This is a genomic window from Streptomyces sp. WAC07094 (genome assembly GCF_036320405.1).
Lineage (GTDB): Bacteria > Actinomycetota > Actinomycetes > Streptomycetales > Streptomycetaceae > Streptomyces > Streptomyces lannensis.
The window spans coordinates 73486-97724 of the sequence record NZ_JAVMJZ010000002.1; the positions used below are offsets into that span (position 1 = coordinate 73486).

The 24239-nt window shown below is 68.3% G+C and carries 23 protein-coding genes and 3 pseudogenes; 13 read left to right on the forward strand and 13 right to left on the reverse strand.

Annotation, left to right across the window (positions count from 1 at the left end):
• The first annotated feature begins 955 nt into the window (after nucleotides 1-955).
• Nucleotides 956-2011, forward strand: coding sequence for an LLM class oxidoreductase (locus RCR19_RS38375; RefSeq protein WP_331269728.1), 1056 nt, complete (start codon nucleotides 956-958; stop codon nucleotides 2009-2011).
• A 42-nt stretch (nucleotides 2012-2053) separates the two neighbouring features.
• On the opposite strand, the gene RCR19_RS38380 is transcribed toward RCR19_RS38375, so the two are convergent.
• The 3 genes from RCR19_RS38380 to RCR19_RS38390 form a co-directional block, all read right to left on the reverse strand.
• Nucleotides 2054-2662: an NAD(P)H-dependent oxidoreductase gene (locus RCR19_RS38380; RefSeq protein ID WP_331269729.1), complete on the reverse strand. Its 609-nt coding sequence runs from the start codon at nucleotides 2660-2662 to the stop codon at nucleotides 2054-2056.
• Between the two features lie 13 nt (nucleotides 2663-2675).
• A complete protein-coding gene (locus RCR19_RS38385; RefSeq protein ID WP_331269730.1) occupies nucleotides 2676-3521 on the reverse strand; it encodes an aldo/keto reductase in 846 nt (281 codons plus the stop codon).
• Between the two features lie 102 nt (nucleotides 3522-3623).
• Nucleotides 3624-4817 carry an MFS transporter gene (locus RCR19_RS38390; RefSeq protein WP_331269731.1) on the reverse strand — a complete coding sequence of 398 codons (1194 nt, stop codon included), beginning with the start codon at nucleotides 4815-4817 and terminating at the stop codon, nucleotides 3624-3626.
• 276 nt (nucleotides 4818-5093) lie between these two features.
• Here RCR19_RS38390 and RCR19_RS38395 point away from each other — a divergent pair, with 276 nt between their 5' ends.
• Nucleotides 5094-5510 (forward strand): LysR family transcriptional regulator, encoded by a 417-nt coding sequence (locus RCR19_RS38395; protein WP_331269732.1) that lies wholly within the window; start codon nucleotides 5094-5096, stop codon nucleotides 5508-5510.
• Nucleotides 5395-5802 (forward strand): annotated as a pseudogene (locus RCR19_RS38400) (LysR substrate-binding domain-containing protein); the annotation flags it as partial. The gene RCR19_RS38395 and the pseudogene RCR19_RS38400, both read left to right, overlap by 116 nt.
• Nucleotides 5803-6090: 288 nt before the next feature.
• Here RCR19_RS38400 and RCR19_RS38405 read toward each other — a convergent pair.
• A complete protein-coding gene (locus RCR19_RS38405) occupies nucleotides 6091-6426 on the reverse strand; it encodes a hypothetical protein (protein WP_331269913.1) in 336 nt (111 codons plus the stop codon).
• 191 nt (nucleotides 6427-6617) lie between these two features.
• On the opposite strand from RCR19_RS38405, the gene RCR19_RS38410 reads away from it, so the two are divergent.
• Both RCR19_RS38410 and RCR19_RS38415 read left to right on the forward strand, forming a co-directional pair.
• Nucleotides 6618-6779 carry a hypothetical protein gene (locus RCR19_RS38410; protein ID WP_331269733.1) on the forward strand — a complete coding sequence of 54 codons (162 nt, stop codon included), beginning with the start codon at nucleotides 6618-6620 and terminating at the stop codon, nucleotides 6777-6779.
• A gap of 195 nt (nucleotides 6780-6974) precedes the next feature.
• Nucleotides 6975-7967, forward strand: coding sequence for a L,D-transpeptidase (locus RCR19_RS38415; RefSeq protein WP_331269734.1), 993 nt, complete (start codon nucleotides 6975-6977; stop codon nucleotides 7965-7967).
• A 65-nt stretch (nucleotides 7968-8032) separates the two neighbouring features.
• Here the strand turns inward: RCR19_RS38415 and RCR19_RS38420 are convergent, their stop codons facing one another.
• Together RCR19_RS38420 and RCR19_RS38425 are read right to left on the reverse strand one after the other, a co-directional pair.
• On the reverse strand, nucleotides 8033-8662 hold the full coding sequence (locus RCR19_RS38420; RefSeq protein WP_331269735.1) for a hypothetical protein: 630 nt from the start codon (nucleotides 8660-8662) through the stop codon (nucleotides 8033-8035).
• 75 nt (nucleotides 8663-8737) lie between these two features.
• Nucleotides 8738-8902 carry a hypothetical protein gene (locus tag RCR19_RS38425; RefSeq protein ID WP_331269736.1) on the reverse strand — a complete coding sequence of 55 codons (165 nt, stop codon included), beginning with the start codon at nucleotides 8900-8902 and terminating at the stop codon, nucleotides 8738-8740.
• Between the two features lie 154 nt (nucleotides 8903-9056).
• On the opposite strand from RCR19_RS38425, the pseudogene RCR19_RS38430 reads away from it, so the two are divergent.
• The 4 genes and pseudogenes from RCR19_RS38430 to RCR19_RS38445 all read left to right on the forward strand — a co-directional run bounded on the left by RCR19_RS38430 (nucleotide 9057) and on the right by RCR19_RS38445 (nucleotide 12048).
• Nucleotides 9057-10236 (forward strand): annotated as a pseudogene (locus RCR19_RS38430) (IS3 family transposase).
• A 228-nt stretch (nucleotides 10237-10464) separates the two neighbouring features.
• Complete coding sequence (locus RCR19_RS38435; protein ID WP_331269737.1) at nucleotides 10465-10827, forward strand: metalloregulator ArsR/SmtB family transcription factor; 363 nt, start codon at nucleotides 10465-10467, stop codon at nucleotides 10825-10827.
• The gene (locus RCR19_RS38440) at nucleotides 10811-11383 is read left to right on the forward strand and encodes an SRPBCC domain-containing protein (protein ID WP_331269738.1); all 573 of its coding nucleotides are present in this window, start codon (nucleotides 10811-10813) and stop codon (nucleotides 11381-11383) included. The genes RCR19_RS38435 and RCR19_RS38440 overlap by 17 nt, the downstream gene beginning before the upstream one ends.
• Nucleotides 11383-12048 carry a dihydrofolate reductase family protein gene (locus tag RCR19_RS38445; RefSeq protein ID WP_331269739.1) on the forward strand — a complete coding sequence of 222 codons (666 nt, stop codon included), beginning with the start codon at nucleotides 11383-11385 and terminating at the stop codon, nucleotides 12046-12048. The genes RCR19_RS38440 and RCR19_RS38445 overlap by 1 nt, the downstream gene beginning before the upstream one ends.
• Before the next feature lie 259 nt (nucleotides 12049-12307).
• Here the strand turns inward: RCR19_RS38445 and RCR19_RS38450 are convergent, their stop codons facing one another.
• The gene (locus RCR19_RS38450; protein ID WP_331269740.1) at nucleotides 12308-13063 is read right to left on the reverse strand and encodes an SDR family oxidoreductase; all 756 of its coding nucleotides are present in this window, start codon (nucleotides 13061-13063) and stop codon (nucleotides 12308-12310) included.
• A gap of 382 nt (nucleotides 13064-13445) precedes the next feature.
• Entirely contained in the window at nucleotides 13446-14435 is a 990-nt protein-coding gene (locus RCR19_RS38455; RefSeq protein WP_331269741.1) for a YafY family protein, read from the reverse strand.
• Nucleotides 14436-14527: 92 nt separating this feature from the next.
• On the opposite strand from RCR19_RS38455, the gene RCR19_RS38460 reads away from it, so the two are divergent.
• From RCR19_RS38460 to RCR19_RS38470, 3 genes and pseudogenes are all read left to right on the forward strand, one after another.
• Nucleotides 14528-14926, forward strand: coding sequence for a VOC family protein (locus tag RCR19_RS38460; protein WP_331269742.1), 399 nt, complete (start codon nucleotides 14528-14530; stop codon nucleotides 14924-14926).
• Between the two features lie 117 nt (nucleotides 14927-15043).
• Complete coding sequence (locus RCR19_RS38465; protein WP_331269743.1) at nucleotides 15044-15235, forward strand: hypothetical protein; 192 nt, start codon at nucleotides 15044-15046, stop codon at nucleotides 15233-15235.
• A gap of 57 nt (nucleotides 15236-15292) precedes the next feature.
• Nucleotides 15293-15972 (forward strand): annotated as a pseudogene (locus tag RCR19_RS38470) (transposase family protein).
• On the opposite strand, the gene RCR19_RS38475 reads toward RCR19_RS38470, so the two are convergent.
• From RCR19_RS38475 to RCR19_RS38495, 5 genes are all read right to left on the reverse strand, one after another.
• Nucleotides 15962-16714 carry a 3-oxoacyl-ACP reductase family protein gene (locus tag RCR19_RS38475; protein WP_331269744.1) on the reverse strand — a complete coding sequence of 251 codons (753 nt, stop codon included), beginning with the start codon at nucleotides 16712-16714 and terminating at the stop codon, nucleotides 15962-15964. The pseudogene RCR19_RS38470 and the gene RCR19_RS38475 overlap by 11 nt on opposite strands.
• 657 nt (nucleotides 16715-17371) lie before the next feature.
• Nucleotides 17372-18271: a carbohydrate ABC transporter permease gene (locus RCR19_RS38480; RefSeq protein WP_331269745.1), complete on the reverse strand. Its 900-nt coding sequence runs from the start codon at nucleotides 18269-18271 to the stop codon at nucleotides 17372-17374.
• On the reverse strand, nucleotides 18268-19254 hold the full coding sequence (locus tag RCR19_RS38485; protein WP_331269746.1) for a sugar ABC transporter permease: 987 nt from the start codon (nucleotides 19252-19254) through the stop codon (nucleotides 18268-18270). The genes RCR19_RS38480 and RCR19_RS38485 overlap by 4 nt, the downstream gene beginning before the upstream one ends.
• Nucleotides 19255-19479: 225 nt before the next feature.
• A complete protein-coding gene (locus RCR19_RS38490) occupies nucleotides 19480-20721 on the reverse strand; it encodes an extracellular solute-binding protein (RefSeq protein ID WP_331269747.1) in 1242 nt (413 codons plus the stop codon).
• A gap of 125 nt (nucleotides 20722-20846) precedes the next feature.
• Entirely contained in the window at nucleotides 20847-21932 is a 1086-nt protein-coding gene (locus RCR19_RS38495) for a LacI family DNA-binding transcriptional regulator (protein ID WP_331269900.1), read from the reverse strand.
• Between the two features lie 130 nt (nucleotides 21933-22062).
• Between RCR19_RS38495 and RCR19_RS38500 the strand changes: the two genes are divergently transcribed.
• A complete protein-coding gene (locus RCR19_RS38500) occupies nucleotides 22063-24207 on the forward strand; it encodes a glycogen debranching N-terminal domain-containing protein (RefSeq protein WP_331269748.1) in 2145 nt (714 codons plus the stop codon).
• Nucleotides 24208-24239 lie beyond the last annotated feature (32 nt).

Below are 24239 nucleotides of genomic sequence, written 5' to 3' on the forward strand. Positions count from 1 at the left end.
CGCCCCGACGAGCGGCATCACTCCGCCCCTCAACGAGCCAGCAACACACCAGATCAGCCACTACCCCGACCATCACCCCCGGGCTTGGGCCCTGAGGAAGCGGGGCGGGCCGGCACCGTGTCTGACGAGGTCATGCTCATCTTTTGGGAGCAAGTGAGAGCCGCGCCGGCCGTGCCCCACGGTCCAACGACCTGGCAGGGTGGCTGATGGACATCGCCCGACAGCTCCCCGCCGTCGAACGCTCTCGACGCCGAACGGGCCGACTGGAAACGCGACGGCGGGAAAGTCGACCGTGCCCACAGGCACGGCGCCCTGACGCACATCCGGCAGACCGGCGCCGGTGTCCCCATTTGCCGGGGCGGAGGCCGTCTGACTTGTGCTCGGAGGTCTATGGAGCCCGCCGCTTTTCCGCCCGCCGGGAGCAGGCAGAGTGTGGCCCACAGCCGGAGCATAGAAACGACCTCTGCCGAGGCGCATGCGTCATGACGCCCGCCAGCCGACCACCAGCCAGTTGCAAAGCTTCAGAAAAAGGACGGCTCGTGGACTACAACACCTTCCGCGACACCATCACCCGGCGCGTCCCTGTAACCCTGGCCGAGCGCCTCACCAGGGGCGAGGCGCAGGGCCTCGCGTCCAAACCGCCCAAGCCACTCAAGGAACCGCTGGTCTCTCCCACTCCAGAGGCCGAGCCCTCGGGACTCGACGAGTCCACGAATCGGGTGAGCAGACGGGTAGGGGTGAGCCCGAACGAGGAGCGCCGAGGTCGGCGCCCTCATCGGGGGAGAGGGAGCCGGCCGTACTCACAGCGGCCACCGTCACACTGGTCGAGGGGCGGACGTTCTGTGTCTCAGGCACCTCAGGCACCTCGGCCGACATGGAGGCCGAGGCCGCACCACCTCACCGCGCTTTCCGAACGTCGGCACTGCGTCGGCGCATGAAATCGCCGGAGGATCGCATGACACAATCGACAGTTCCTTCAGCCGGCGCACCCCTGGACGTCGAAGGCGGGGCGCAGCGGCCGTTCTCCGAGCACGCGGCCATGGCCAGAGCGTATCCCGGCGGCAGGATGACCGTGGGCGCCATCACGCCCCTGGAGGGCTTCGACGGGCCCGTGCCGTCCTTGGCCGGGCACATCGAGCGGATCCAGCAGGCCGAGCGGGCCGGCTTCGCCTCGCTGTGGGTCCGTGACGTGCCGCTGCTGGACCCGAGTTTCGGGGACGCCGGGCAGGTCTTCGACCCGTGGGTGTACTTGGGGCAGCTCAGTGCCCGCACCACCTCGATCACACTGGGGACCGCCAGCATCGTCATGCCGCTGCGGCATCCGTTGCACACCGCCAAGGCGGCCGCCTCGGTGGACCGGCTGTCAGGCGGACGGCTCCTGCTCGGGGTGGCCACCGGTGACCGGCCCGTGGAGTTCCCGGCCTTCAGCCAGGACCTGGGCGGCCGGGCCGAGAGGTTCCGGCAGTCGCTGGAGTACTTCCGTATCGTCCTCGAGCACCGTTTCCCGCACGTGGAGTCGCCGCTCGGCCGGATGCGCGGCACCGATCTGCTGCCCAAGCCGGTGTACCGGCGGATCCCCGTACTGATGACGGGACGTGGCAGGCAGGATGTCCGGTGGATCGCCGACAACACGGACGGCTGGCTGTACTACACCCCGCCGCTGCAGCAGCAGGCCGAGAACATCGAGCGGTGGCGGGAGCTGACCCGGGGCGACGGCGGTGGGTTCAAGCCGTACGCGCAGGCCACCTATCTGGATCTGACAGCGGACCCGCTGGCCCTGCCCCGGCGCATCCACCAGGGCTTCTCGGTGGGCCGGGTGTCGTTCCTGGCGATGATGCGGGCCTGGCAGGACATCGGCATCGACCAGTTGATGATCAACTTCAAGCACAGCCGCCGTCCGGTCGCCGAAGTGATTGACGAACTGGCCGAACACGTGCTGCCGCACTTCCCGCCCGGGCGCCCCGGGGCGCGCGGGGAGCACCGGCGGCCCGTGGAGCGGACCGGGCGCTGAGGGAGTACGACCCCGGCGCCCCCCTGCGTGACAGGGCCGCGCTCAGTCCCGGACGTCCCCGGACGGCAGCTCCTGCGCGTAGTCGCACGTGCCCTCCGCCCGGAACTGCAGGGCCGCCCTGGTCACCTCCGCGCCGAGGCCGCGCAACTGGTCCGCGACCGCCTGGTCGGTGAGGCGTCCGTCGCCGTCGAAAACCCGGGAGGACCGCGGGACCGCGAACACCAGCGGCACGGCCCAGCCGCGCAGCGACCGCACGATGAACTCCATCGCGTTGATCGCCTGCAGGCCCTGCACTCCACCGGCGGTCGTCAGCATCCCGACGGGTTTGTTGCTGAGGTAGGGCGGGTCGTGGTCGGCCAGGAGGGCGAGCCAGTCCACCGCGTTCTTAAACGCGCCGCTGACTGACCCGTGGTATGTCGGGCTGCTCCACAGCAGGGCGTCGGCGGCCTGAACGGTGTCCGCGAGCCGGCGGGCGGACGCGGGGATCCCGTGCTCGGACGTGTAGAACGGAAGGGCCAGCCGCTTGAGGTCCATCACCAGGGTGCCGGCGCCCGCATCGGCCGCCCCCTCGACCGCCACACACAGTGCGGTGAGACTTGTCGACGGCGTGCGCAGCGAACCTCCCATTCCGACGACGAGCGGGCGCGCCATCCTGCCAACTCCTTCAGAGCATCTCCAGGGGCGTGGGTCCGCTGGGCGGCGGGAACGCCTCGTCGAGAGCGTCGAGCGCCTCGGTGGGAAGGCGGAGGTCCACCGCGCCGCGGTTCTCCCGAACATGGTCGGGTGATCCGGAACGCGGGATCGCGGCCACCCCCTGTTCCAGCACCCAGGCGAGTGCCACCTGGGCCGGCGTGGCTCCGAGGGCCCGGGCCACGGCATCCAAAGCGTCGCCCTTCAATAGCCGCCCCTGCTCGATCGGGGAGTAGGCCATGACCGTCACCCCGGCCTCACGGCACCAGGGGAGAAGATCCCACTCGATGCCGCGCCGGGAGAGGTTGTACAACACTTGGTCGGCGCCTACGGCTTCGCCGCCAGGGAGGGTAGTCAGCTCGGCCATGTCGGCGACGTCCAGGTTGCTCACGCCCCAGTAACGGATCTTCTCCGCCTCCATCAGGTCGGTGAATCCAGCAAGCGTCTCCTCCAGTGGCCACCGTCCCCGCCAGTGCAGCAGGTACAGGTCCAGCCGTTCCGTGCGGAGCCGCCGCAAACTGCCCTCGCAGGCGGCGACGGTGCCCTTCCGGTCGGCGTGGCCGGGCAGCACCTTGCTGACGAGGAAGACCTCTTCCCGGCGCCCCCGGATGGCATCTCCGACGAGCTCCTCGGCCGCGCCGGCGCCGTACATCTCCGCCGTGTCGACGACCGGCATGCCCAAGTCCACGCCCAACCGCAGCGCGGCGATCTCCTGTTTACGCCGGCCAGGGTCCTCGCCCAGGTACCAGGTGCCCTGCCCGAGCGCCGCGATCTCCTCACCGGAGGGGAGCGCAATCGTTCTGGCCGATTCCGCAGACATTTCGGGCCTCCCGTCCGCCGCGGATCCGTGTCACGTGCACCCGCACCGAGTGCCCAGGTCCGCGCCTCCCAGACAGCCGGTGCCGGATACGCCGCAGGCAGGTCAGGAGGGGCGAGCGGACTGCGCCGAGAGCTCGCCGGGACCGGGTGCGCGATCCCGCAACGTGACGGCCACCGACACAACGGCGCCGCAGGAGAGGACCGTCGCGAAGCCGATCATCGCGGTCTGCACGGCGAAGTGCCGCAGGGCGATGCTGAACAGGACGGAAGGCAGGCCCATTCCCAGATACGCGACGACGAAGAACACGGCGAGGACCCCGGCGCGGGAGGCGGGCTCGGCCACTGAACCGGCACGTTCGACTCCTCCCTTGAACAGCAGCCCGGAGCCGGCTCCCGACAGGGACACGGCGACCAGGTAGAGCCAAAGCGCCGGGTGGTAGAGGGCGACGGCGCACAGGACTAGCCCGACCGGAAAGACCACTGCCCCCACGGTCAGGACCCGGGGCAGCGGGAGGCGTCCCAGCACCAGCTGGGCGGCCGCCGCGGAACCGAACATGAGGAAGGCCGCCAGGCCGACCACGAGGTGCGAGTCGGTGTGCAGGGTGCTGTGGAGCACGCTCGCCCCGAGGGAGGAGATCAGGCCGAGGATCGCGAAGGCGAAGGCGCCCAGCGCGCTGGCCGCGCCGAACGCCCGCCGGCCGCCGGGGCGCAGGACGAACCTGCTGGGCGGTTGGGCCGCGGGCAGTTCCAGGTCCACGGTCTCCGGGGTGCACACCACCAGCGCCAGGCACAGTGCCATGCCGAGCGTGAAGATCGCCTGGGCCGTGATCAGGGGCATGGGAAGCCATTCGGCGGCGGCTCCGGCGACCAGAGGCCCTGAGGCCAGGCCGCCGAGGTTGGCGGCGGTGGCCACGATGCCGGGCAGCACCGAACCCGTCCGTTCTGGACGGACCTCGTGGTGGAGGTCGTGCAGGTACGTCGTCGCGGTCGAGGCCATCAGCCCCAGTCCGACACCGTTCAGGCCCCTGCCCGCGATCAGCCCTGGCAGGTCCCGCCACACGATCAGTACGACCGACGCTACGATGCCGACCAGCAGCGCCGGGACGATGATGCGCCGCCGGCCGAGCCGGTCCGACAGGTGCCCCAGCCCTAGGAAGGCGACCGCTGCGCCCACGACCATGGAGGCGTACGCCACCGTGACCGTGGTCGCGCCGAAGTGGTCCCGGGCCTCGTACAGCGGCCACAGCGGAGTCGGCGCGGTGCCGAAGGCCATCAGCACGGTGAAGGCCACCGCCACGAACCAGAAGCCGGTCGTGTGCGAGGCACGGCGCCGGGCGGGGGCGCGGCGCGGCAGGTCGGCGGGAGCGGGTGCTGGGATCCGGTGGGGCGGGTCGTCGGGAACGTCGGCTGTGGGACGGCTCAGCTGCGTCGGAACGGCAGGCAGGGGTACCCCTCCTCGGGCGGAAGTGGATGGCTCTTTCCATCCTCCCCACCAGCCAGAATTAGTGCCAGCGAATGTTTTTGCTGAGCTCCAGCAATGCGAGTGATACTTCACCCTGTGGAGCTACGTCAGATGGAGCACTTCATCGCGGTCGCCGAGGAGCTGAGTGTCAGGCGTGCCGCCCGTCGGCTGCACGTGGTGGAGTCAGGGGTGTCCGCCGCGATGCGCTCACTGGAGCGCGAGCTCGGCTGCGGGCTGTTCGAGCGCACGTCGCAGCAGGTCCGGCTCACCGGGGCGGGCGCCGCGCTGCTTGCCGGAGGCTCGGGCCACCCTGAACGCCGCCCAGGCCGCCCAGGCCGCCATGCACGCCGCACAGGACACGCTGCGCGGCACGGTGAACGTGGGCGCCATGGCCTCGCTCGAGGTGGTGGACCTGCCTGCGCTGCTCGGGAAGCTGCACGCGCGGAATCCGGCGATCGACGTCCGGCTGCGGCTGGCGACGGCCGGGTCAGCGGGCCTGGCGCATGCGCTGCTCAGCGGGGACCTTGACGTGGCCTTCCTGTCGCTACCCGAACGCAAGCCCGCCGGGATCGAGGCACGGGAAGTGACCACTGTGCCGCTCGTCCCGGTGTTGAGCGCCGCCCATCCGCTCGCGCAGCGGGGGGAGGTGGCACTTGCGGACCTCGCGGGGAATCCCTTCGTGGACTTCCCGCCGGGCTACGGTAACCGTGAGTTGGTCGACCGGGCGTTCGCGGCGGCGGGCGTCGTACGCAGGGTGGCACTGGAAGTGCCCGACATCAACATAGGCGCGGCACTGGTCCTGCACGGTCTGGGCACCGCCTTCCTGCCCGCGTTCGCCGTTGCCGGCACCCCAGGCCTGCACGTCCTGGACGTTCAGGGCACCATGCTCCGCTGGAACAATGCATCTCGGCACGTCGTCGACCCGGCGGCCCAGCTCGGCCCTGGGGGCGCTGCGCGACATGGTCGACCTCCACGTCATCGCCCTGTGACGCTCGGGCCGCGGCCTGGGAGTCCGTCACCCGTCGGTGGTGTCCGGGCCCCTGCGTCCTCCTCGCTCCGGCCGCGACATCTGCCGCAGCATCCGCTGACGCTCACGCTGCCGTCGTCCCTAGGTGGCGTCGGACACCTTCTCGTCCCCTTCGAGGCTGGTGCCGAAGGCCCTGCCGATCATCGCGATGGCGGTGATGAACCAAGCCAGGAAGAGGTAGTCGCCGACGCCGACCTGCCGTCCGATGAACTTGCGCAGGACGGACGCGTCCAGCAGCAGGAAGGAGACGGCCTTCGACCTGGTCGACGGAGGCGACGACCTGACCGGCTGGCCGTACGCGTGGCGACGGGCGGCGCTGGAAGCGTCGTTCGCGGACCGCAGCCTGGTGGCGGCGTTCACGTTGGCGCGGGATTGGCTGGCGTGGACGGCAGCCGGGGTGGAGGGGCTGTGCTTCAAGCTGCTCAGGAGTGGACTCGCCAGACGCAGGCGTGGAGTCACCCAGTTGGTGCGGCCCCTGTCGCATGGTCAGCCCCGCGCCCTCGGACAGGTCGCCCGCGACCTCGCCTGCAGGTTACGGCTGCTGCGCGTCGGCGTCGACGCAACTGATGAGGTCGGCGCAGGACAGTTGTCCTGGTACCGCCAATGCCATGAAGACGCGTCAGTACCTGATCGAGTGCTTCTTGTTGCTCGTGTTAGGCATGACAGAAGCAAAAACGTCCGCAGGGTCGGCCGTGGAGTTCATCGAGCTGGGGCCAGAGGCTGCCCACGACCCCTGCGATCGCCAGGGCGGCTTTCACCGGCAGTGGTGATGTTGACCTCAACGCTCTGACCTGCTCCAAAAGTGGGAGGCGACTTTCGAACCGCTGCTCTTCTCTGCGATCCGCGCGGTGCACATCCGTTCTTGGTACATGCTTTACACGACGCATGCAACTACTCTCGCTCCGCCGTTGTCTGACAAGGAGTCGGGCCCGTCAGGGCTGTAGAGCGAGAGCGCGGGGCAGATCATGGGACGGCGCAAGGGCGGCATAGGGATCGCACTCGTCACGGGGGTGATACTCCTGGGCGCGAGTGCATGCGGCACGGGCGGCAGCGATAAGGCCGGCGGGGGCGATGCAAAGGCCTCAGGCAGAGCGACCGCGAGCGCGTCTCCGTCACCTACGCATTCGAAGCCCGCGGGTCCGCCGATGCTGCTGGAGACGATCACCCCGCAGACCGGAACCACGGTAGGCGTGGCCATGCCGATCTCCGTGGTCTTCACGAACCCGGTGGCGGCGAAGGCGCGGGCCACAGTGGAGAAGCACCTCAAGGTGAGTGCCTCGCAGCCCGTGGCCGGCGCCTGGCACTGGTTCGGCGACAAGCGAGTCGACTGGCGCCCGAAGACGTACTGGCCCTCGGGCACGAAGGTGAAGATCGATGCTGACATGAAGGGCGTCAGTAACGGCAACGGACGGTACGGCGTGCACGGCTACACGCACACCTTCACGATCGGCGACGACGTGCGCGCCGATGTCTCGGTGGTCAACCACACCATGAAGGTGACCCGGAACGGCCAGGCGGTGCGCACCCTGTCGATCAACGCGGGCAGCGCCGAGTTCCCGACGTGGAACGGCACGATGGCCGTCATCGACAAGCAGAAGAAGGTCCACATGACCTCCTGCAGCGTCGGCATCAGCTGTGACAAGGGCAGTCCCAACTACTACGACCTGACGCTGCCCTGGGACGTCCACCTGACCCAGTCCGGCACGTACGTACATTATTCGACCGGCGACCCCGCCCCGGGCAGCGGCAGCGCCCGCGGCTCGCACGGTTGCGTCCACCTCTCCCTGTCGGACGCCAAGTGGTTCTACGGCCAGGTGAAGCAGGGTGACCCCGTCACCATCACTGGCTCGCCCCGCGCCAAGGCACCGGCCGACAATGGCTATGCCGACTTCAACCTGGGATGGGACCAGTGGCTCACGGGCAGCGCGTCCGGGACGGGGACGACCGCGACGCTGTGAAGGGAGGCGGTCACAGCGCCCGTCAGCCGGCACACGCCTGCCGTGCGAGTCCGGACGGGCACAGATCAGGAGCCGCCCGCGGCGGGGGCGGGCTCAGGGGAGGGGCCTTCCGGGGGTGGCATGGGCTGGAACTGGTCCTGAACGGCTACAGCGGTACGGCTGCCCGCAGGTGTGATGACCAGGTACCGCTGGTCCGGCGCTGACGTCGCGGACTTCGGCGGTGTGAGCACTTCGCGCAGGAGTCCGACGGCCTGACCGATCCGTGCGCCTGCGGCGTTGGCGGTGAACATGGTGAGCGCCTCCTTGCGTCCGAAGGGGGCGGTGCGCTTTTCGGTGAGCCAAAGGTAGTTCCTGCCGGGTTTCAGTCCGGTGGCCGCGATCTGGAGGAGGTCCAGGGCGCCGAGCGCGTTCACCGAGACGGTGGCGTGAGTGCGCTCGCCACTGCCCTTGGGCGGAGACAGAGTGAGATGGCCTGCTTTACCGGCGACGCCGAGCGGCTGGAGGTTGACGTTCCCAGGACCTCTGGGAACGGCGCGCGGCACGTAGAGCAGTTGCTGCGGCTGCTGGCCCACCGGGATGGTTGCGATCACCTTGTTCTGGAGGGTGTCGACGGCGACGACGGCATCCTGGTTCTCCAGTCCGACGTAGACGCGCGTACCGTCACCGGAGCCCCAGATCCCGTGCGGCAGAATCACCGGTGGGGACGGTGGCCACCAGACTGGGGCTGCTGCCGCGTCGGTAGACCTTGATGACGTTCTCCCCGCCCACCGTCACATAGGCGACTTGCCGGCGCTGTTGTCGACCAGGGTGACGTGGTTGGTGATCAGCCCGCTGTCGATCGTGGAGAGGATCCGGAAGGGCGGCCGGGTGCTCATGATCTGGGTCTTGCCGCTGTCCTTGAGGGTGAACCACACCTCGGTGCCGTCACGGCTCACCGCCAGGTTCGGGGAGAAGGGGCTGGCTTGCGGCCATCACAGCGATCTCTTGCTGCTGGGTGACGATGATCTCCTGTGCCAGCCGTCTGAGGGGCCCCGAAGTTCCCGGACAGGCACCCAATAGGGTTGTCCTGAACGAGGAAACGAGGAAGAAGTGGCGCCACCCAGTAAGTACTCGTCGGAGTTCCGCGAGGAAGCCGTCCAGATCGCGTTGAGGTCAAGTAAGACGATCTCCGAAGTCGCCCGGGAGCTTGAGCTGAACTGGGAGACCCTACGCGGCTGGGTGAAGAAGTACCAGAAGCAGCAGGAACCGGCCCCCGATGCGGAACTGACGGTGAACGAGCGGGCGCGCCTGAAGGAACTCGAACGACGTAACCGCGAGCTGGAGATGGAAAATTCTTTCCTGAAAAAAGCCGCAGCGTACTTCGCGAAGGATCCCCGGTAGCAAGCAAGTACGAGTTCATCGATGAGATGCGGCTCGACACCGAGGAGTACGCATACAGCGTCGAGTTCATGTGCGGTCGGCTTGGTGTATCCCGATCCGGCTACTACGACTGGCGCTCCCGCCCGGAATCCGCGACAGCCCAGCGGCGCGAAGAACTGAAATTGCTCATCGAGAAAGCCTTCGACATGTCCGACAGCACCTACGGGCACCGGCGCATCCAGGCCCAGCTGGACCGCTGGGGCGTGTCCGCAGGCGTGGAGCTTGTCCGCCGCCTCATGCGCGAACAGGGCCTGGTGCCCTGCCAGCCACGCCCGAAGAGGTTCAACCTCACTCAGGCTGCGGCTGGCCAGGTGCCAGACCTCGTCGGCCGCGACTTCACCGCGGATGCGCCCGGCGAAAAGCTCGTCGGCGACATTACTTACATTGCGACCGGGGAAGGCTGGCTGTACCTCGCGACGGTCATCGACTGTTGCACGAAAGAGGTGATCGGCTACGCGATGGACGACCACTACCAGACTCCGCTGATATCCAGGGCGATCCGCAACGCGGCACGGAACAGGAACCTCTCGGCCGGCGCGATATTTCACTCCGACCGCGGAAGTAACTACATGTCAGCCGAGTTCGGGAAGACGCTCGACCGGTTCGGGCTCCGCAGATCTTCCGGTCGCACTGGGATCTGTTTCGACAACGCTATGGCCGAATCATTCTTCGGCGCCCTGAAGAACGAGCGCGTGTCAAGGGTGACTTACCTGACCCGCGAGGCAGCCCGGCAGGACATCACTCGCTACATCGAATTCTGGTACAGCGCAAACGCCTCCACTCGGCGGTGGGTTACCGCCCTCCGTGCGAAGTCCGCGCCGAGTACGAGAAGTTGCGAATCGTCGCGTGAAATGAACGGTCAGAAGTCTGTCCGGAAACGCGAGGCCCCTCAGGTGCCGACGGGTTTGGTCGGTTTGGCGATGGGTGGGCCGCCGCCCGGTCGCGATGCGGGGGTGGCGGTGCAGCGGTCTTCCGCGTGCCCAAGAGTTCCAGCCGGTCATTCGTCGCGCAGCCCCTCCAGCGATGTGGCCGGACGACGCGGCGTTGACGCATGCCGATATAGGCATATGATGGCGCCATGGCACGAGCGGCAACGACCTCGGACGCGTTCAACGCGATAGCCGAACCACAGCGGCGGGAGATCCTGGTGCTGCTGCGGGACGGCGAGCGGCCGGTGACCGACCTGGCGCGGGACCTGGGGATGACCCAGCCGCAGGCGTCCAAGCACCTGCGCGTCCTGCGGGAGGTCGGGCTGGTGCAGGTCCGCGGGGCGGGCAAGCAGCGGCTGTACGGCCTGGACGCCCGCGGGCTGCGGCCGATCCATGAGTGGGTGGGCGGCTTCGAGCGATTCTGGAACGAGAGCTTCGACCGGCTGGACGAGTACGTGCAGGAATTGAAGCAGGCAAAGCAGGAGGGACCACAAGATGGCGACGACCAGTAGCGGCGGCGAGGCTGCGCGCGAGACCACGGACCGCGAAGTCGTGATCTCCCGGGTGATCGGCGCCCCGCGGGAGCTGGTGTTCGAGGCGTTCACGGGAGTCCGGCACCTGTCGCGGTGGTGGGGACCGGAGGGCTTCACCACCACGACACGGACCTTCGAGTTCCGCGTCGGCGGAGAGTGGGACTTCGTGATGCACGGGCCGGACGGGATCGACTACCAGGAGTGGATCACCTGGCGGGAGATCGTGCCGCCGGAGCGGATCGCGCTGCTCCACGGCGAGTCCCGCGACGACCCGAACGCCTTCGAGTCGGTCCTGACCTTCGAGCCGGCCGGCGAGCGGACCCGGATCGTGATGCACACGATGTTCCCCACCAAGGAACTTCGCGACGAGGCCGTGGAGAAATACCACGCGATCGAGGGCGGGGAGCAGACGCTGCGCAACCTGGCGGCCTACGTCACGGAGGTCGTCCGGGAGCGGTCCACGGCCCACGGGCCGGCGACCGCCGGCGAGACCACGACCGAGCCGGAGACCGGGCAGGAAGGGACGGTGCGCTGATGGCCGGCAAGGTGTTCTTCAGCGTGACGATGTCACTGGACGGCTTCATGGCCCCCGAGGACGTGCCCGTCGCGGACGTCTTCTCACCCGAAGGTCGGAACGACCCGAGGGTCCAGCGCTGGATGACGAAGTGGTCGGAGTTGCAGGCGTGGGCGTTCCCGCTGCGGTGGTTCCGGGAGAACCTCAAGCTCGGCGAGGGCGGTGAGGAAGGACTCGACAACGACATCGCACGGGCGACGTACGAGCGCACCGGTGCGAGCGTCATGGGCAAGCGCATGTTCGACGGTGGCGAGCTGGCCTGGCCGGAGGAGGCGCCGTTCCACACCCCCGTGTTCGTCGTCACCCACACCAAGCGTGACCCGTGGGAGCGGCCGGGCGGCACCACCTTCCACTTCGTCAACGACGGCATCGAGAGCGCGCTGCTCCAGGCCCGCGAGGCCGCCGGGGACCGCGACGTGCGCATCGCCGGCGGTGCCGAGACCATCCAGGAGTACCTCGATGGCGGTCTGATCGACGAGTTCTCGATCACGCTCGCGCCGGTGCTGTTCGGCACCGGTATCCGCCTGTTCGACCGCGTGGACCCCGCCCACCTCGCGCTGGAGCAGACGCGCACGGACGTATCGTCTCGGGTTACCCACCTGACCTACACAGCCGGGAAACGCTAACCCGCGTTCCCGCATTGCGCGGTGCCGGCGGGGCCGATGTACCAAGGCGTCCCTCGATCCGGGGCGGTCCCAGATGCTTCTCGGGGCGAAGGTGGACGGTCCTGCGCACCATCGGGTGTGGTGTAAGCGACGGACTCCGGTGCGACCGCGGGCCGCCGGGTTTTCGGGGCTCGCCCTCGCCAGACTGCGGCGGAGCTCCGGTGCCGTCGACTGTCATCCTGGCATCGGAGCTCCGCGCGTGATGGCTGCGGATGCCGGATCAGATGCTGAAACCGCCGTCGACGGTCAGCAGCGCGCCCGTGATGTACGAGGCCTTGTCGCTCGCGAGGAAGGTGACCGCCTTGGCGATCTCCTCGGTGGTGCCGAAGCGGCCGAGAGGCGTCCCGGCGATCTGCGTGGCCGCGAAGGGACCGTCCGAGGGGTTCATGTCGGTGTCGACGGCCCCGGGGCGGACGACGTTGACGGTGATGCCGCGCGGGCCGAGGTCACGCGCCCAGCCTCGGGCGAGTTGGTCGACGGCGGCCTTGCTCGCCGCGTACTCGGCGACACCAGGAGCGGCGATGCGCTCCGCGACGATGCTCCCCACCAGGACGACGCGCCCACCGTCCGGCAGGAACCGCGTCGCGGAATGCGTGGTGACGATGGTCCCCAGCACATTGGTGGCCATTATCTTCCGGACACCTTCGAGGAGTTCGACCTCCAGCTGGTCCACCGTCCCCATGACGGCGATGCCGGCGGAGTTCACCAGCACGTCGATTTGCCCGCCCAGGAACTCCGCAGCCTGCTCGACGGCGGTCGACGCCTCATGGGGATCCGTCTGGTCGGCCTGCACGGCGAGCGCCTTCGCGCCGAGAGCGGTCAGTTCGGCGACGACTTCGTCAGCCTGCTTACCCGCCTTCTGATATGTGATGACGACGTTCGCGCCCTCGCGGGCCAGTTCACGGGCAATCTCGGCACCGATGCCCCGAGACCCTCCGGTCACGAGAGCGGTCTTGCCTTCAAGAGCCTTGGACATGGTGATCTCCCTGTACGTTCAGCCGATCTGCGCTACCCAGCCGAACCTAAAGATTGACACTAGTGTGAAGGTCAACCGCTGCAGACGTGACGCCCTTCACGTCGACGGGCGGCGCCCGGGTCTGCCGCTTCGGCGCAGTGGCGTCGCCCTCCGCAGAGGGATTCCGGGCCAGGCTTCCTTCGTCCGGTCGGCCGCCAGCGACCGTGGCGAATGGGACGAGGTCCAGCGGTTCAGGGAATGAGAGGCCGAGCGCGCAGGGGGAAGGAGAAACGACCTACCCGCCAGCTTTTATGCGGAGCGGTGCTCCTCGAACGCACTCGGGTGCCGCACAACGGCCTCGGTCGCCCTCGCCGTCGTATGGACCACGGAATGGCAGGAGGCATCAGGCCTGGCGGGCGTAGGAAGCGAGGCGATCCGCGAACGCTTCGATGAGGTCGCGCAGTTCATCGGGGCGCTCGACGACGAAGGGCCGGTCGAGTGAGGCGAGTACCGGAGGCAACCAGTCAAGCCGCTCCGCCCGTAGCTCGACGCGTAGCCAACGCTCGGCAGCCCGGTCCTGGCCCGACTGGGACTCGTGCTCCTCCAGGCTCGCGATGCTGGCGGGAAGGTGGGCGCGGATCTGCTGTGCTGTCCCGTGGATCCGCAAGGTCACCTCATGCTGGTACTCGGCCGTGGCAAATCCCGACAACACGCGCTGCGCCGGACCGGGGCCTACGGGGGCTTCGAATGAGCCGGGCAGCGTCCTTGCGTCCATGATGCGATCGAGCCGGAAGGTTCGGTCCTCGCCGATCTGAGGGTCCGTGCCGGTGACATACCACCGGCCGGCATGGGTGACGATCCCGTACGAATGGAGCGTGCGTTCGGTGCGCCGTCCGTTGCGGTCGGTGTAGCGGATCGAGACCGGTCGGCGGTGGCGCACCGCATCGGCGAAGGTGAGCAGGACCCCAGTGTCCGGGGCTTCGAACTCGCCGGGCTGATCCGTGAAAGCGAGATCCTCCAGGAGTGTGTCCAGTCGGCGGGCGATGTGCTTGGGCAGTACCCGCCGGATCTTCGCCGATGCCGTCTCGTTTGCCGTGTGCTCCGTCGTCGTCAACCCTGCCCGCCGGCCGGCGACCAGGCCGAGCAGTACGGCCAGCGCTTCGTCTTCGGTGAGCATGAGCGGAGGCAGGCGGTACCCGGGAGCGAGGCGGTACCCGCCATAGCGGCCCCGCACCGATTCCACGGGGACGCCCAGGTCGGTCAGATGCTCCACATACCGCCGCACGGTGCGCCCTTCGACGCCGAGCCGGTCGGCGAGCTCGGCCACAGTCCGAGTGCCGCCCGATTGCAGTAGCTCCAGGAGTGTCAGCACGCGGCCGGTGGGTCGGGGCATGTGCACACCTTAACGCGAATACAGGACCGATTCTGTCCGCTATCTCTCCTAGCCTGCGAAGTGCATGCCTTCAGCACAACCGAGGAGATCCCATGGACTTCGTCTCGATCCGCATCATCACCAGCGACGTGGCGCGCCTTGTCGAGTTCTACGAGCGAGCCACAGGGGTGCAGGCGACGTGGGCCACCGAAGACTTCGCCGAACTGAAGACTGCGGGCGCAACCCTCGCGATCGCCGGCACCCGCACCGTCCCGCTGTTCGCCCCGGGCTCTGCCCGGCCGGCGGACAACCAGAGCGTGATCACCGAGTTCCTCGTCGACGACGTGGACCGCGTTCACCAGAACCTGACGGGCTTCGTCACCGACTTCGTCAACGAGCCCACTACGATGCCCTGGGGTAACCGGTCGCTGCTGTTCCGCGACCCCGACGGCAACCTCGTCAATTTCTTCACCCCCGTCACTGAAGCAGCTATCGAGAAGTTCGCACGTTGACGCCACGCGCAGCGGCGTTCGGGAGTCAAAGGGCTGTCCCGTTGTCGACCTCCGCGGCGTAGGGTCGGCGGGACGGCGCGGCCAGTGGCGCCGTCCCGCCGACCTGAGAGGGCATCGTTGAACCCGAACCCCATCTGCTGCTTCTGCTACCGGTCCATCGATCTCGACCAGGACGGGGCAGCGACCGAGCTCAGGCTTGGAGCACTGGACTCGGGACGCGGAGGCCAGGTGCGGCAGAAGGCCTACGCCCACTCAACCTGTCTGCGCGAGCGAGTCCATCCGAGCATCGACCTCTGGTGGGAGTTGTGAGGCGGTTCGACTTCCAGAGCTGCCGGTGGCGGATGCGATGATCTTGGGGTCTCTTGTGTGATCTCGGCGTCGGAGCCTTCCTGGATAGCCCATTCACCGGGCTGAGTCCGCGAGCGTTCGGAAAGCTGCTCGCCCTGCTGTGAGGGGAGGGGGCCGACGCGGCTCGACCGGGCCGGTCCTGCGGCCTGCCGCCGGACGACTGGGTGCTGCTCGTCGCCGCGTGTTGGCGCACCAATCTGACTCTGCGGCAACTCGCCCCGCTGTTTGGGGTGTCCAAGTCGGCGGCGGATCGGATCGTGGACCGCACGGGGCCACTGCTGGCACTGCACCAGCGCAAGCGATTCCGTCACGGCACTGTGCTCATCGTGGACGGGACGCTGGTGCCGACGCGTGATCATTAAGGTAGCGGAGCAGCCGAAGAATTGCGGCTACTCAACCAACCGCCAGGTGGCCATCGACGCCGATCCCTGCGTGGTCGTTGCCTCGGCCGCCCGGTTCCGGGCAACCGCAACGAGTGCAAGGAGTGGTCCGAGTCGGGTGCCGCGGGGGCGGTGGGCAGGACGACCACCGTCGCCGACGGTGGCTACCGGGGGACCGGACTGATCGTCCCGTACCGTCGCCCCGCCGACGGCGAGATGTGCGACTGGAAGAACCTCCGATGATCACGCGATGCCCGTCCCTCTTGCGCGCTGGGCATCGGCGTGGTTTCGAAGTCGATCTCTGGTGTCAGGCCGTGAAGCCGCCGTCGACGTGGATCGAGGCTCCGGTGATGTAGGAGCCGTCCGCGCTTGCCAGGTGGGCGACGGTGGCCGCGATCTCGGCCGCTTCCGCATAGCGGCCTACAGCCGTGAAGCCGGCGATCACCTCGGAGTTCGGCCCGTCGGCGGGGTTGGTATCCGTGTCGGTGGGGCCGGGATGCACCAGGTTGACGGTCACTCCACGCGGACCGAGTTCTCGGGCCAGTCCCTTCGTCATCCCGGCCAGAGCCGTCTTGCTCATCGAGTACAGCGCCAGTCCGGGGAAGACCGCACGCTCGGCGACATTGCTGCCGATGCTGATGATGCGGCCACCCTGGCCCATGTGACGCGCTGCCGCCCGGGACGCTGTGAACGGTGCCCGGACGTTCACCGCCAGGGTGCGATCGATCTCTGCCGGCCCCAGGTCTTCGAGGGGACCAACGAGGAAGACGCCGGCGTTGTTGACCAGGATGTCGAGTCTGCCGAATACCGCGGCGGCCTCGTCCACCGCGGTGGTGAGTACCTCAGGGATGGCGCTGTCGGCCTGGATGGCCAATGCCCGGCACCCTCTGGCTTTGATCTGCTCCACCACCTGGGCGGCGCGTTCCGCGCTGTTCTCATAAGTCAGGGCAATATCGGCGCCCTCTTCGGCCAGCCGTAACGCCACAGCGGCACCGATGCCCCGGCTGCCACCCGTGATCAAAGCCAAGTTTCCTTCAAGTCGCCTCATGACGTTGAGCATTGTCGGCACCAGCGCCGGAAGCTGGCGGGAATCCGACCTGGCGTTCGGCCTCCTGGAGACCGATACCACTCTGATCACGAAGCCGCGTTGGAGTAGTACTCCAGCTGTAGATCGCGGTCCTGCTGTCCAGTGCCACGATGCCTTGAGCAGATGCTGCCGAAGTCCGACTGCAGGGTGGCCCGTGTCGTCGGAGTCGGGTTTCCGCAGCCGCAGCCGCAGCCGCAGCCGCAGCCGCAGCCGCAGCTGAGCGCCCGTTTGAGAGTCGACGGATGGCCAAACTTCGGTGGCAAAGGACAGTTGCTGGTCGGCCCGACGGAGCGCGAGCGTGGGCCCGAGGTGGAGCAGGCGTCAGGGTCCCATCTTCACAGAGAGTAGAAGAAGATCGTCAGTCCCAGGCAGAATGGACTGCTGCCTCCACCCTGCGCCTCCCGGGACCTGCCACAAAGGCGGACGACGTCTGACCTCCTGTCGCGCGGAGTTGCGGGTCAGGTCTTAGAGATCACGGGGCTCCCGATGAACGCCGGCGCGAGTCCGTGAGCGCCACGAGCAAACTCCATTCGCTACCTGGCCGAGTGGCACTCCCGCTGGGGCACACCGCGAGAACGGACTGCTCAGCGACTCCTCCCACCTGGCAAGGCACCGCGCGATCCTGAGCCGTCACTCCTTGACCGCCCCTGCATTGGCCCCCTGCACGAAGTAGCGCTGGAAGCAGAAGAAGAGCGCCGCCACCGGCAGTGTGGAGAGCAGGGCCGCTGCCAGTTTCAGCGGGTACTGGGTGCCGCCGCCGAGTCCGCCCGACACGAACCGTGCGAGTCCGGTCGTGAGCGTCTCGTACTGGCTGGACTGAGTTGCCACCAGGAAGTGGGTGAACTCGTTCCATGAGCTCTGGAACGACAGGATCGTCAGGGTGATGAGTGCGGGTCGCGCCATGGGCAGTACCACCGACCAGAAGATCCGGAAGACGCCCGCACCGTCCACCCGGGCGGCTTCCTCCACTTCACGGGGGATCGACTCGAAGAACTGCTTCATGATGAAGATGCCCGCCGCGTCGACGAGCAACGGAAGAATCATGCCGGTGTAGGTGTCGAACAGCCCGAAGGTGTTCAGGACGAGGAACTTCGGGATCAGCAGCGCCACGCCGGGTACGGCCATCACTGCCAGGACGAAGCCGAACAGCAGTGACCGGCCGGGAAATCGCAGCCGTGCGAGCGCGTATCCCGCCATCGAGTCGAACAGCACGCGACCGGCGGTGACCAGGACAGCGACGAACGCGGAGTTGCCCAGCCATCGGAAGAACGGTACCCCGTCCCCGGCCCGACTCAGCCCGAACAGCCGCTGGTAGGCGGCGGTCGTCGGGGTCGACGGCACCAGCGCCAGAGGATGAGAAGCCGCGTCCGGGTCGGTTTTGAACCCGGTCACCAACTGGATGACGAACGGGAGCACGTACAGCAGGCCGAGCGCCACGACCAGTGCGTAGCCCAGAATCCGCAAGGGCAGCCGGAACCTGCCGAGAACGGGACGGCTCGGCTGCCGGACGGCTTCGGTCGTGGTCGTCATCGGGTCCTCCCGGGGCCGGCGTTGCGCTCTCGCAGGGCCCAGCGTTGCAGGGCGGTCATGCAGAGGATCAGAGCGAGCAGCACGAAGGCGATGGCCGCGCCCTGTCCGAAGTCGGCGTCGTCGAATGCGGACGAATACGACAGGAAGGCAGGTGTCAGCGTCGTGTTGCCGGGGGCGCCCTGACCCATCACGTACACCTGGTCGAAGACCTGCCAGGTGGAGATCAGCCCCAGGGTGAGGACGAGGAAGAGGACAGGTCGCAGCGCGGGCAGGGTCACGTACCGCAGCATCTGGAAGCGGTTGACGCCCTCGATGGCCGCTGATTCCTCCAGCTCCCGTGGGATGTCCTGGAGGGCGGCGAGGAAGATCAGCATGAAAGTGCCGGAGGTCGTCCAGACGGCGAGCAGGATGAGCGTGCACATCGCGACGGACGGGCCGGACAGCCACTGGTACCAGGACAGGCCCATGAACGAGTGGGCGGCGAGCACGCCGGTGGGATGGTCGGGGTCGACCAGGCCCAGCGCGCCGAGCAGCAGAGACAGCACCCCGCGCGAGTCTGCGAACCAGTTCGGGCCCTTGATCCCGATCCAGGACAGCATCGTGTTGACGGCGCCGCTGCCTTGGAACAGGAAGAGGAAGACCGTGGACACCGCGATCGAGCTCGTGACGGAGGGGAAGAAGAACACGGTGCGCAGAGCGCTGCGGCCGCGCAGCATGCGCTGGTTGACGACGAGCGCCAGCACCAGGGCGAGGGCGGTCTGGAGCGGCACTGTGAGTAGTACGTAGTAGGCGGTGTTGCGCAGTGAGGTCGCGAACAGGGTGCGGTCGAGGCCGTCCTGGGTGAGCAGCGAGCGGTAGTTGTCGAGCCCCGCGAACTCGGCCTGCCCACTGAACGGGTTGGACTGTCCGTCCCAGTGCAGCAGGCTCACCCACAGCGCCATCAGGATGGGCAGGACGAGGAAGAGGCCGAGGACGAGCACCATGGGGCTGACGAACAGCCAGCCCCATCGGCCGTCGCCGCGCCGGTGCCCCGCACGCGGAGCACGGCCCGCGTGGGGCGCTGTGGTGGGACCGGACCCGCCGGACGCGTCAGGTGCGTCCGGCGAGCCGGTCGTTCCAGGGACTCCGCCCTTGTGTGGGCGGGAGACGGGCGAGGTGTCACCGGGGGGATTGTGCGTTGCGCGGGTGGTACGGGGGGACATGACGGCTCAGTTGCCCTTCGTCAGGGCCTGCTCGCCGTTGCGCTGGAGGGCTGCGAGGATCGTCTTGGGGTCGGTGGTGCTCAGCGTCTGCAGGTCGGTGTTGAACTGGCTGAGCACCTTGTCGAATCCGGCTATGGTCACGGGGCCCTGGGCGTATGCGGCGGAGTCGACCCATGCCTTGGCATCCGGCTCCTGCCGGGCGTAGGTGTCGAGGGTGCTGGTACGTGAGGGCATGACACCGAAGGCGTCCGCGAACGTCAGCTGCTGCTTTGCGGAACTGAGGTATTTCACGAGGTCCACGGCGGCCGTCCGGTGGGCGCTCTCGGCGGCCACGCCCCAGCAGGTACTGAAGGCCAGCGTGCCCTTTCCGGACGGGCCGGCCGGCAGTTCGACCATCTTGTACTTGACGTTCGGATAGTCGAGCTTCATGGCTCCGCTGAGCCAGTTGCCTTCGATGGTCATGGCGGCCTTGCCCTTGCCGAGGGCCTCGCCGCCCCAACTGGTGTCGACCTGCTGCGCGTACTTCAGCGCACCCGACTTCAGCAGGGACTGTACGAAGCCGAGTCCTTCGGCGTTCTGTGGGCTGTCGGAGGTCATCTTCGACTGGTCGGGGTTGGTGACCCATCCGCCCGCCTGCTTCATGAAGACGCCGAGCCGCTGGTATTCGTTGGTGGTGACCAGCCCGGTGACGCCACCCTTGGTGAGCTTGCCCGCGACCGCCTTCAAGTCGGCCCAGGTGGTCGGGTAGTCGTTCTCGGTCAGTCCTGCCTTCTTCCACAAGTCGGTGTTGACGGCGAGCGCGAGGGTGGAGGTGTCCTTCGGCAGGCACACCAGCTTGCCGTCGTACGAGAAGGAGGAGCGCAACTGCGCGGAGAAGTCATCCGCGTCCTTGATCCGGTCGCCGTAGGCGTACAACGAGCCGGCCTTCGCGTAGTTCGCGAACTGGTCGGAGTTGACGTAGAAGACGTCTGGCGGCTTGTGCCCGGCGAAGGACTGGGCCAGTTGCTGGTTCATGTCCTTGGCGACCTCGACGGTCACCGAGTTGCCGGACTGCTTCGCGTAGGCGGCCGCCGCCTCCTTGACGGAATTCGTCTCGGCGTCGCCCGATGTGGCGATCAGCACCGTCAGCTTCTGTCGACTGCCGGTGTCCTGCTTCGTCTTGCTGCCGCTGCCGAAGTTCGACGAGCAGCCCGTTGCGGCGAGCAGTGCTGCACAGGTGAGGATGGCGGCGGCCGTGCGGGTGGTCATGTGTGCCTCCGGGGATTCGAGGTGGGGACGTGCGGCTCCACCCGGGCGGCACGGCGGTCAGTGGGCCCGGGGTGGGTTGGCAAAGGGAAGAAGCGGGGGCGGGCCGGGGGATCGGTGGCGGCTGTCTACCGGTCCGCCGTCGAGGTTGTCGGCCCGCTCGGACCGGGATGCACCGCGGGGGTGCTGTCCCGGACGACGAGGAAGGGTTCCAGCAGGACCCGTTCAGGTGGCGCGGAGGCGTCGGCCATCCGTGCCAGCAGCAGCCGTACGCACTCCCGGCCGACCGCCTCCATCGGCTGGGCGATCGTGGACAGGGTCGGGGAGAGGATCGCGGCAGTGGGCGAGTCGTCGAAGCCGATCACGGACACGTCCCGGCCCGGGGCCGACTCTCGCTCACGCAGCGCGTGGTAGCAGCCGAGAGCCAGCATGTCGCTGGCCGCCACGACGGCTGTGACGCCCGCGTCGAGCATCGGCTTTATCGCACTGCGTGCGGAGTCGATGTCGTCCACGCTCTGCGCACGTCGCCCACGTGTCGGCAGTCCGTGCCTTCGCATGGCTCGCTGCCAGCCCTCGGCGCGATCGTCACCGACACCGGAGCCGCGTGGCCAGCCGAGAAAGGCGATTCTGCGGTGCCCGAGGGCGACCAGGTGCTCGACCGCGGCGTCCGTGCCCGAGGCGCCGTCCACGTCGACCCAGTCGCCGATCTGGCGGCCCGACCACATGCGGCCGAAGCCGACGAACGGCACGCCCCGCTGGGCCAGCCACGCCTGGCGCGGGTCCTGGCGTGCCGTGCCGCTCAGCACGAATCCATCCACCTCGTGCTGCCCGAGCAACTCCTCGTAACCGTCCAGGGTCGGGCCGCCGGGCGGGCACGCGAACAGCAGTATGCGATACCCGGCCTCGTCGGCTGCCTGGGACAGGGCATGCAGGAAACGATCCATGACGGGGGTCGCGAGGCCCGCCGGGGTGGGCTGGACGCCGTAGCCGATCAGCTTGCTGGAGCGGGTGCGCAGCGTCTGCGCGGCGCGGCTCGGGCGGTACCCCATCACGTCGATCGCGTGGCGGACCCGTTCCAGGGTCTCCGGACGCAACAGGTCCGGCGAGTTGAGGGCGTTGGAGACGGTCTGCGGGGAGACCCCGGCCCGGCGGGCGACCATGGCGAGCGTCACCGGGCCGCCCTTGGACGAGGAACTGCTGGTGGAGCGGGGCATGCGGGTCTCCGACATGAGAGGACGAACAGAGTCTTACCGGCCGCATTAGAGCGTTCCAATGGCATTGCCAGCGCCTTGACTTGGCCATTAGTGTCATTGGAACGATCTAACGCTGAGAGGTTCTTCTCTTTTGGACAGCACTGTCAAGACCCAAGACACCAACGGTCCGGTCGCGGGGGCTGCGCACACCACCGAGGGCCTGCAGCCGTTCCTGCACGACGCGGTCGTCTCGCTGTACGCGCCGAGCTTCGTGATCTCACGTGGGGACGGACAGCTCGACGGGGGAGCGGACGGCTTCTTCCACGGTGACGGCAGGGCCCTCTCGCGACTGACCACCACAGTCGACGGCATCGCCCTCACGCCGGTCGCGGGCGGATTCAGGGAAGCTGATCGGGCGGAGTTCCAAGCGATTCTGCGCGGGCTGGGCGAGGTGACGCCAGACCCGGCGGTCGCTCTGCACCGCCGCCGCACGGTCACGTCCGGTCAGCTGGAGGAGGAACTCGAGGTCGTCAACTCGGGTACCCGGCATGTGAGTTTCCGGCTGAGGGTCACGGCCGGCACCGACCTTGCCACGATGGAGCAGGTGAAGTCGGGACGCCGCCCGGCGCTCGTACCGGCGCGGTCGCAGGACGGCGCCGAACTGGCATGGTCCCGGGACACCTTCAGCGTGCGACTGGTCAGCGAACCGGCCCCCGACGCACTCGACGCCGCAACGGGCCGGCTGTCCTACGACGTCGAACTGGCCCCCGGTACCTCATGGACGACCAGGCTCCGATGCACAGCGGCGTATGCGGAGGGCGACCAGTTCCCGGCACCCCCCGCGGACACCCTGCCATGGCGGCACCCCGTCCTGCGCAGCGCGGACCGCCGCTTCGACCACTGGCTGCAGCAGTCGGTCGCCGACCTCGATCGACTGCGTCTGACGGATCCGCAGTCGGGCGAGGGGCAGACGGGCACCGGCGGCCGTCTGGACCAGTTCCTGGCCGCCGGCGCCCCGTGGTTCCTGACTCTGTTCGGGCGGGACTCGCTGTGGGCCGCCCGTATGCTGCTCCCGCTCGGCACCGATCTGGCGCTCGGTACGCTGCGCACACTCGCCCGCCGCCAGGGCACCGTCCTCGATGTGGTCACGGAGGAACAGCCGGGCAAGATCCTGCACGAAGTACGCCGTGCGACACAGGACTTCACGGATTCGTTCTCCCTGCCGCCGGTGTACTACGGCACGGTGGACGCGACACCTCTGTGGATCACGCTGCTGCACGACGCCTGGCGCTGGGGCCTGGTCCCGGAGGAGGTCGAACAACTGCTGCCGCACGCCGAGTCGGCGCTCGCCTGGATGCGCGAGCACAGCGCCGCGGGCGACGACGGCTTCCTGAAGTACGTGGATGGGACCGGCCGAGGCCTGTCCAACCAGGGCTGGAAGGACTCCGGCGACGCCATCCGGCACCAGGACGGCCGCCTTGCCGAACCGCCCATCGCCCTGTGCGAGGTACAGGCCTATGCCTACGAGGCCGCCCGCGCCGGAGCAGCCTTGCTGAGGGCGTTCGGACGGCCCGGAGCCGACGCATGGGAAGAGTGGGCCGAGCAACTCGCCACCCGTTTCCGCAAGCGATTCTGGGTCGAGGACGCGAACGGCCCGTACCCGGCGGTCGCATTGGACCGGGAGGGCACACCCGTGGACGCGGTCACCTCCGGCTTCGGACATCTCCTCGGCACAGGCCTGCTGAACCAGGAGGAGACCGCGCTGCTGGCGGCACGGCTGACGGCCCCCGACCTCGATGCGGGTCACGGCCTGCGCACACTCAGCAGTGCAGCGGTGGGCTTCAACCCCTATGGCTACCACATCGGTTCGATCTGGCCGCACGACACGGCCATCGCCGTGCACGGCCTGGTGAGGGCGGGCTTCGCCGACGCGGCCGCACCCCTTGCGGCGGGCCTGCTGACGGCATCGGCCACCTTCGACGCACGCCTGCCCGAGCTCTACGCCGGCCACGGCAGCGAAGCCGTCGCCCGCCCAGCCCCCTATCCGGCGTCCTGCCGCCCCCAGGCCTGGGCGGCGGCGTCATCGGTACAGGTGCTGCGCGCCGCGCTGGGCCTGGAGGCGAACGTCCCGGGCGGCACGGTCACGGTGGCCCCCGGATTCGCCCGCTCCTACGGCCCTCTGACGGTGACGGGACTCCAGGTCGGCGGGGGACCGTTGGACATCACGCTGGCGGCGGACGGGACGGTGAGTGTGACAGGTCCGAAGGGACTGACCGTGGCCACGACTGACCGGTAGGGGCGATTGCACGTGATCCGCCCTCTATGAAG

Coding starts and splice junctions, on each gene's coding strand:
- RCR19_RS38375 (WP_331269728.1), top strand. CDS start 956: ATGACACAATCGACAGTTCCTTCAGCCGGCGCACCCCTGGACGTCGAA.
- RCR19_RS38380 (WP_331269729.1), bottom strand. CDS start 2,662: ATGGCGCGCCCGCTCGTCGTCGGAATGGGAGGTTCGCTGCGCACGCCG.
- RCR19_RS38385 (WP_331269730.1), bottom strand. CDS start 3,521: ATGTCTGCGGAATCGGCCAGAACGATTGCGCTCCCCTCCGGTGAGGAG.
- RCR19_RS38395 (WP_331269732.1), top strand. CDS start 5,094: ATGGAGCACTTCATCGCGGTCGCCGAGGAGCTGAGTGTCAGGCGTGCC.
- RCR19_RS38410 (WP_331269733.1), top strand. CDS start 6,618: ATGAAGACGCGTCAGTACCTGATCGAGTGCTTCTTGTTGCTCGTGTTA.
- RCR19_RS38415 (WP_331269734.1), top strand. CDS start 6,975: ATGGGACGGCGCAAGGGCGGCATAGGGATCGCACTCGTCACGGGGGTG.
- RCR19_RS38435 (WP_331269737.1), top strand. CDS start 10,465: ATGGCACGAGCGGCAACGACCTCGGACGCGTTCAACGCGATAGCCGAA.
- RCR19_RS38440 (WP_331269738.1), top strand. CDS start 10,811: ATGGCGACGACCAGTAGCGGCGGCGAGGCTGCGCGCGAGACCACGGAC.
- RCR19_RS38445 (WP_331269739.1), top strand. CDS start 11,383: ATGGCCGGCAAGGTGTTCTTCAGCGTGACGATGTCACTGGACGGCTTC.
- RCR19_RS38450 (WP_331269740.1), bottom strand. CDS start 13,063: ATGTCCAAGGCTCTTGAAGGCAAGACCGCTCTCGTGACCGGAGGGTCT.
- RCR19_RS38455 (WP_331269741.1), bottom strand. CDS start 14,435: ATGCCCCGACCCACCGGCCGCGTGCTGACACTCCTGGAGCTACTGCAA.
- RCR19_RS38460 (WP_331269742.1), top strand. CDS start 14,528: ATGGACTTCGTCTCGATCCGCATCATCACCAGCGACGTGGCGCGCCTT.
- RCR19_RS38475 (WP_331269744.1), bottom strand. CDS start 16,714: ATGCTCAACGTCATGAGGCGACTTGAAGGAAACTTGGCTTTGATCACG.
- RCR19_RS38480 (WP_331269745.1), bottom strand. CDS start 18,271: ATGACGACCACGACCGAAGCCGTCCGGCAGCCGAGCCGTCCCGTTCTC.
- RCR19_RS38485 (WP_331269746.1), bottom strand. CDS start 19,254: ATGGTGCTCGTCCTCGGCCTCTTCCTCGTCCTGCCCATCCTGATGGCG.
- RCR19_RS38490 (WP_331269747.1), bottom strand. CDS start 20,721: ATGACCACCCGCACGGCCGCCGCCATCCTCACCTGTGCAGCACTGCTC.
- RCR19_RS38495 (WP_331269900.1), bottom strand. CDS start 21,932: ATGCCCCGCTCCACCAGCAGTTCCTCGTCCAAGGGCGGCCCGGTGACG.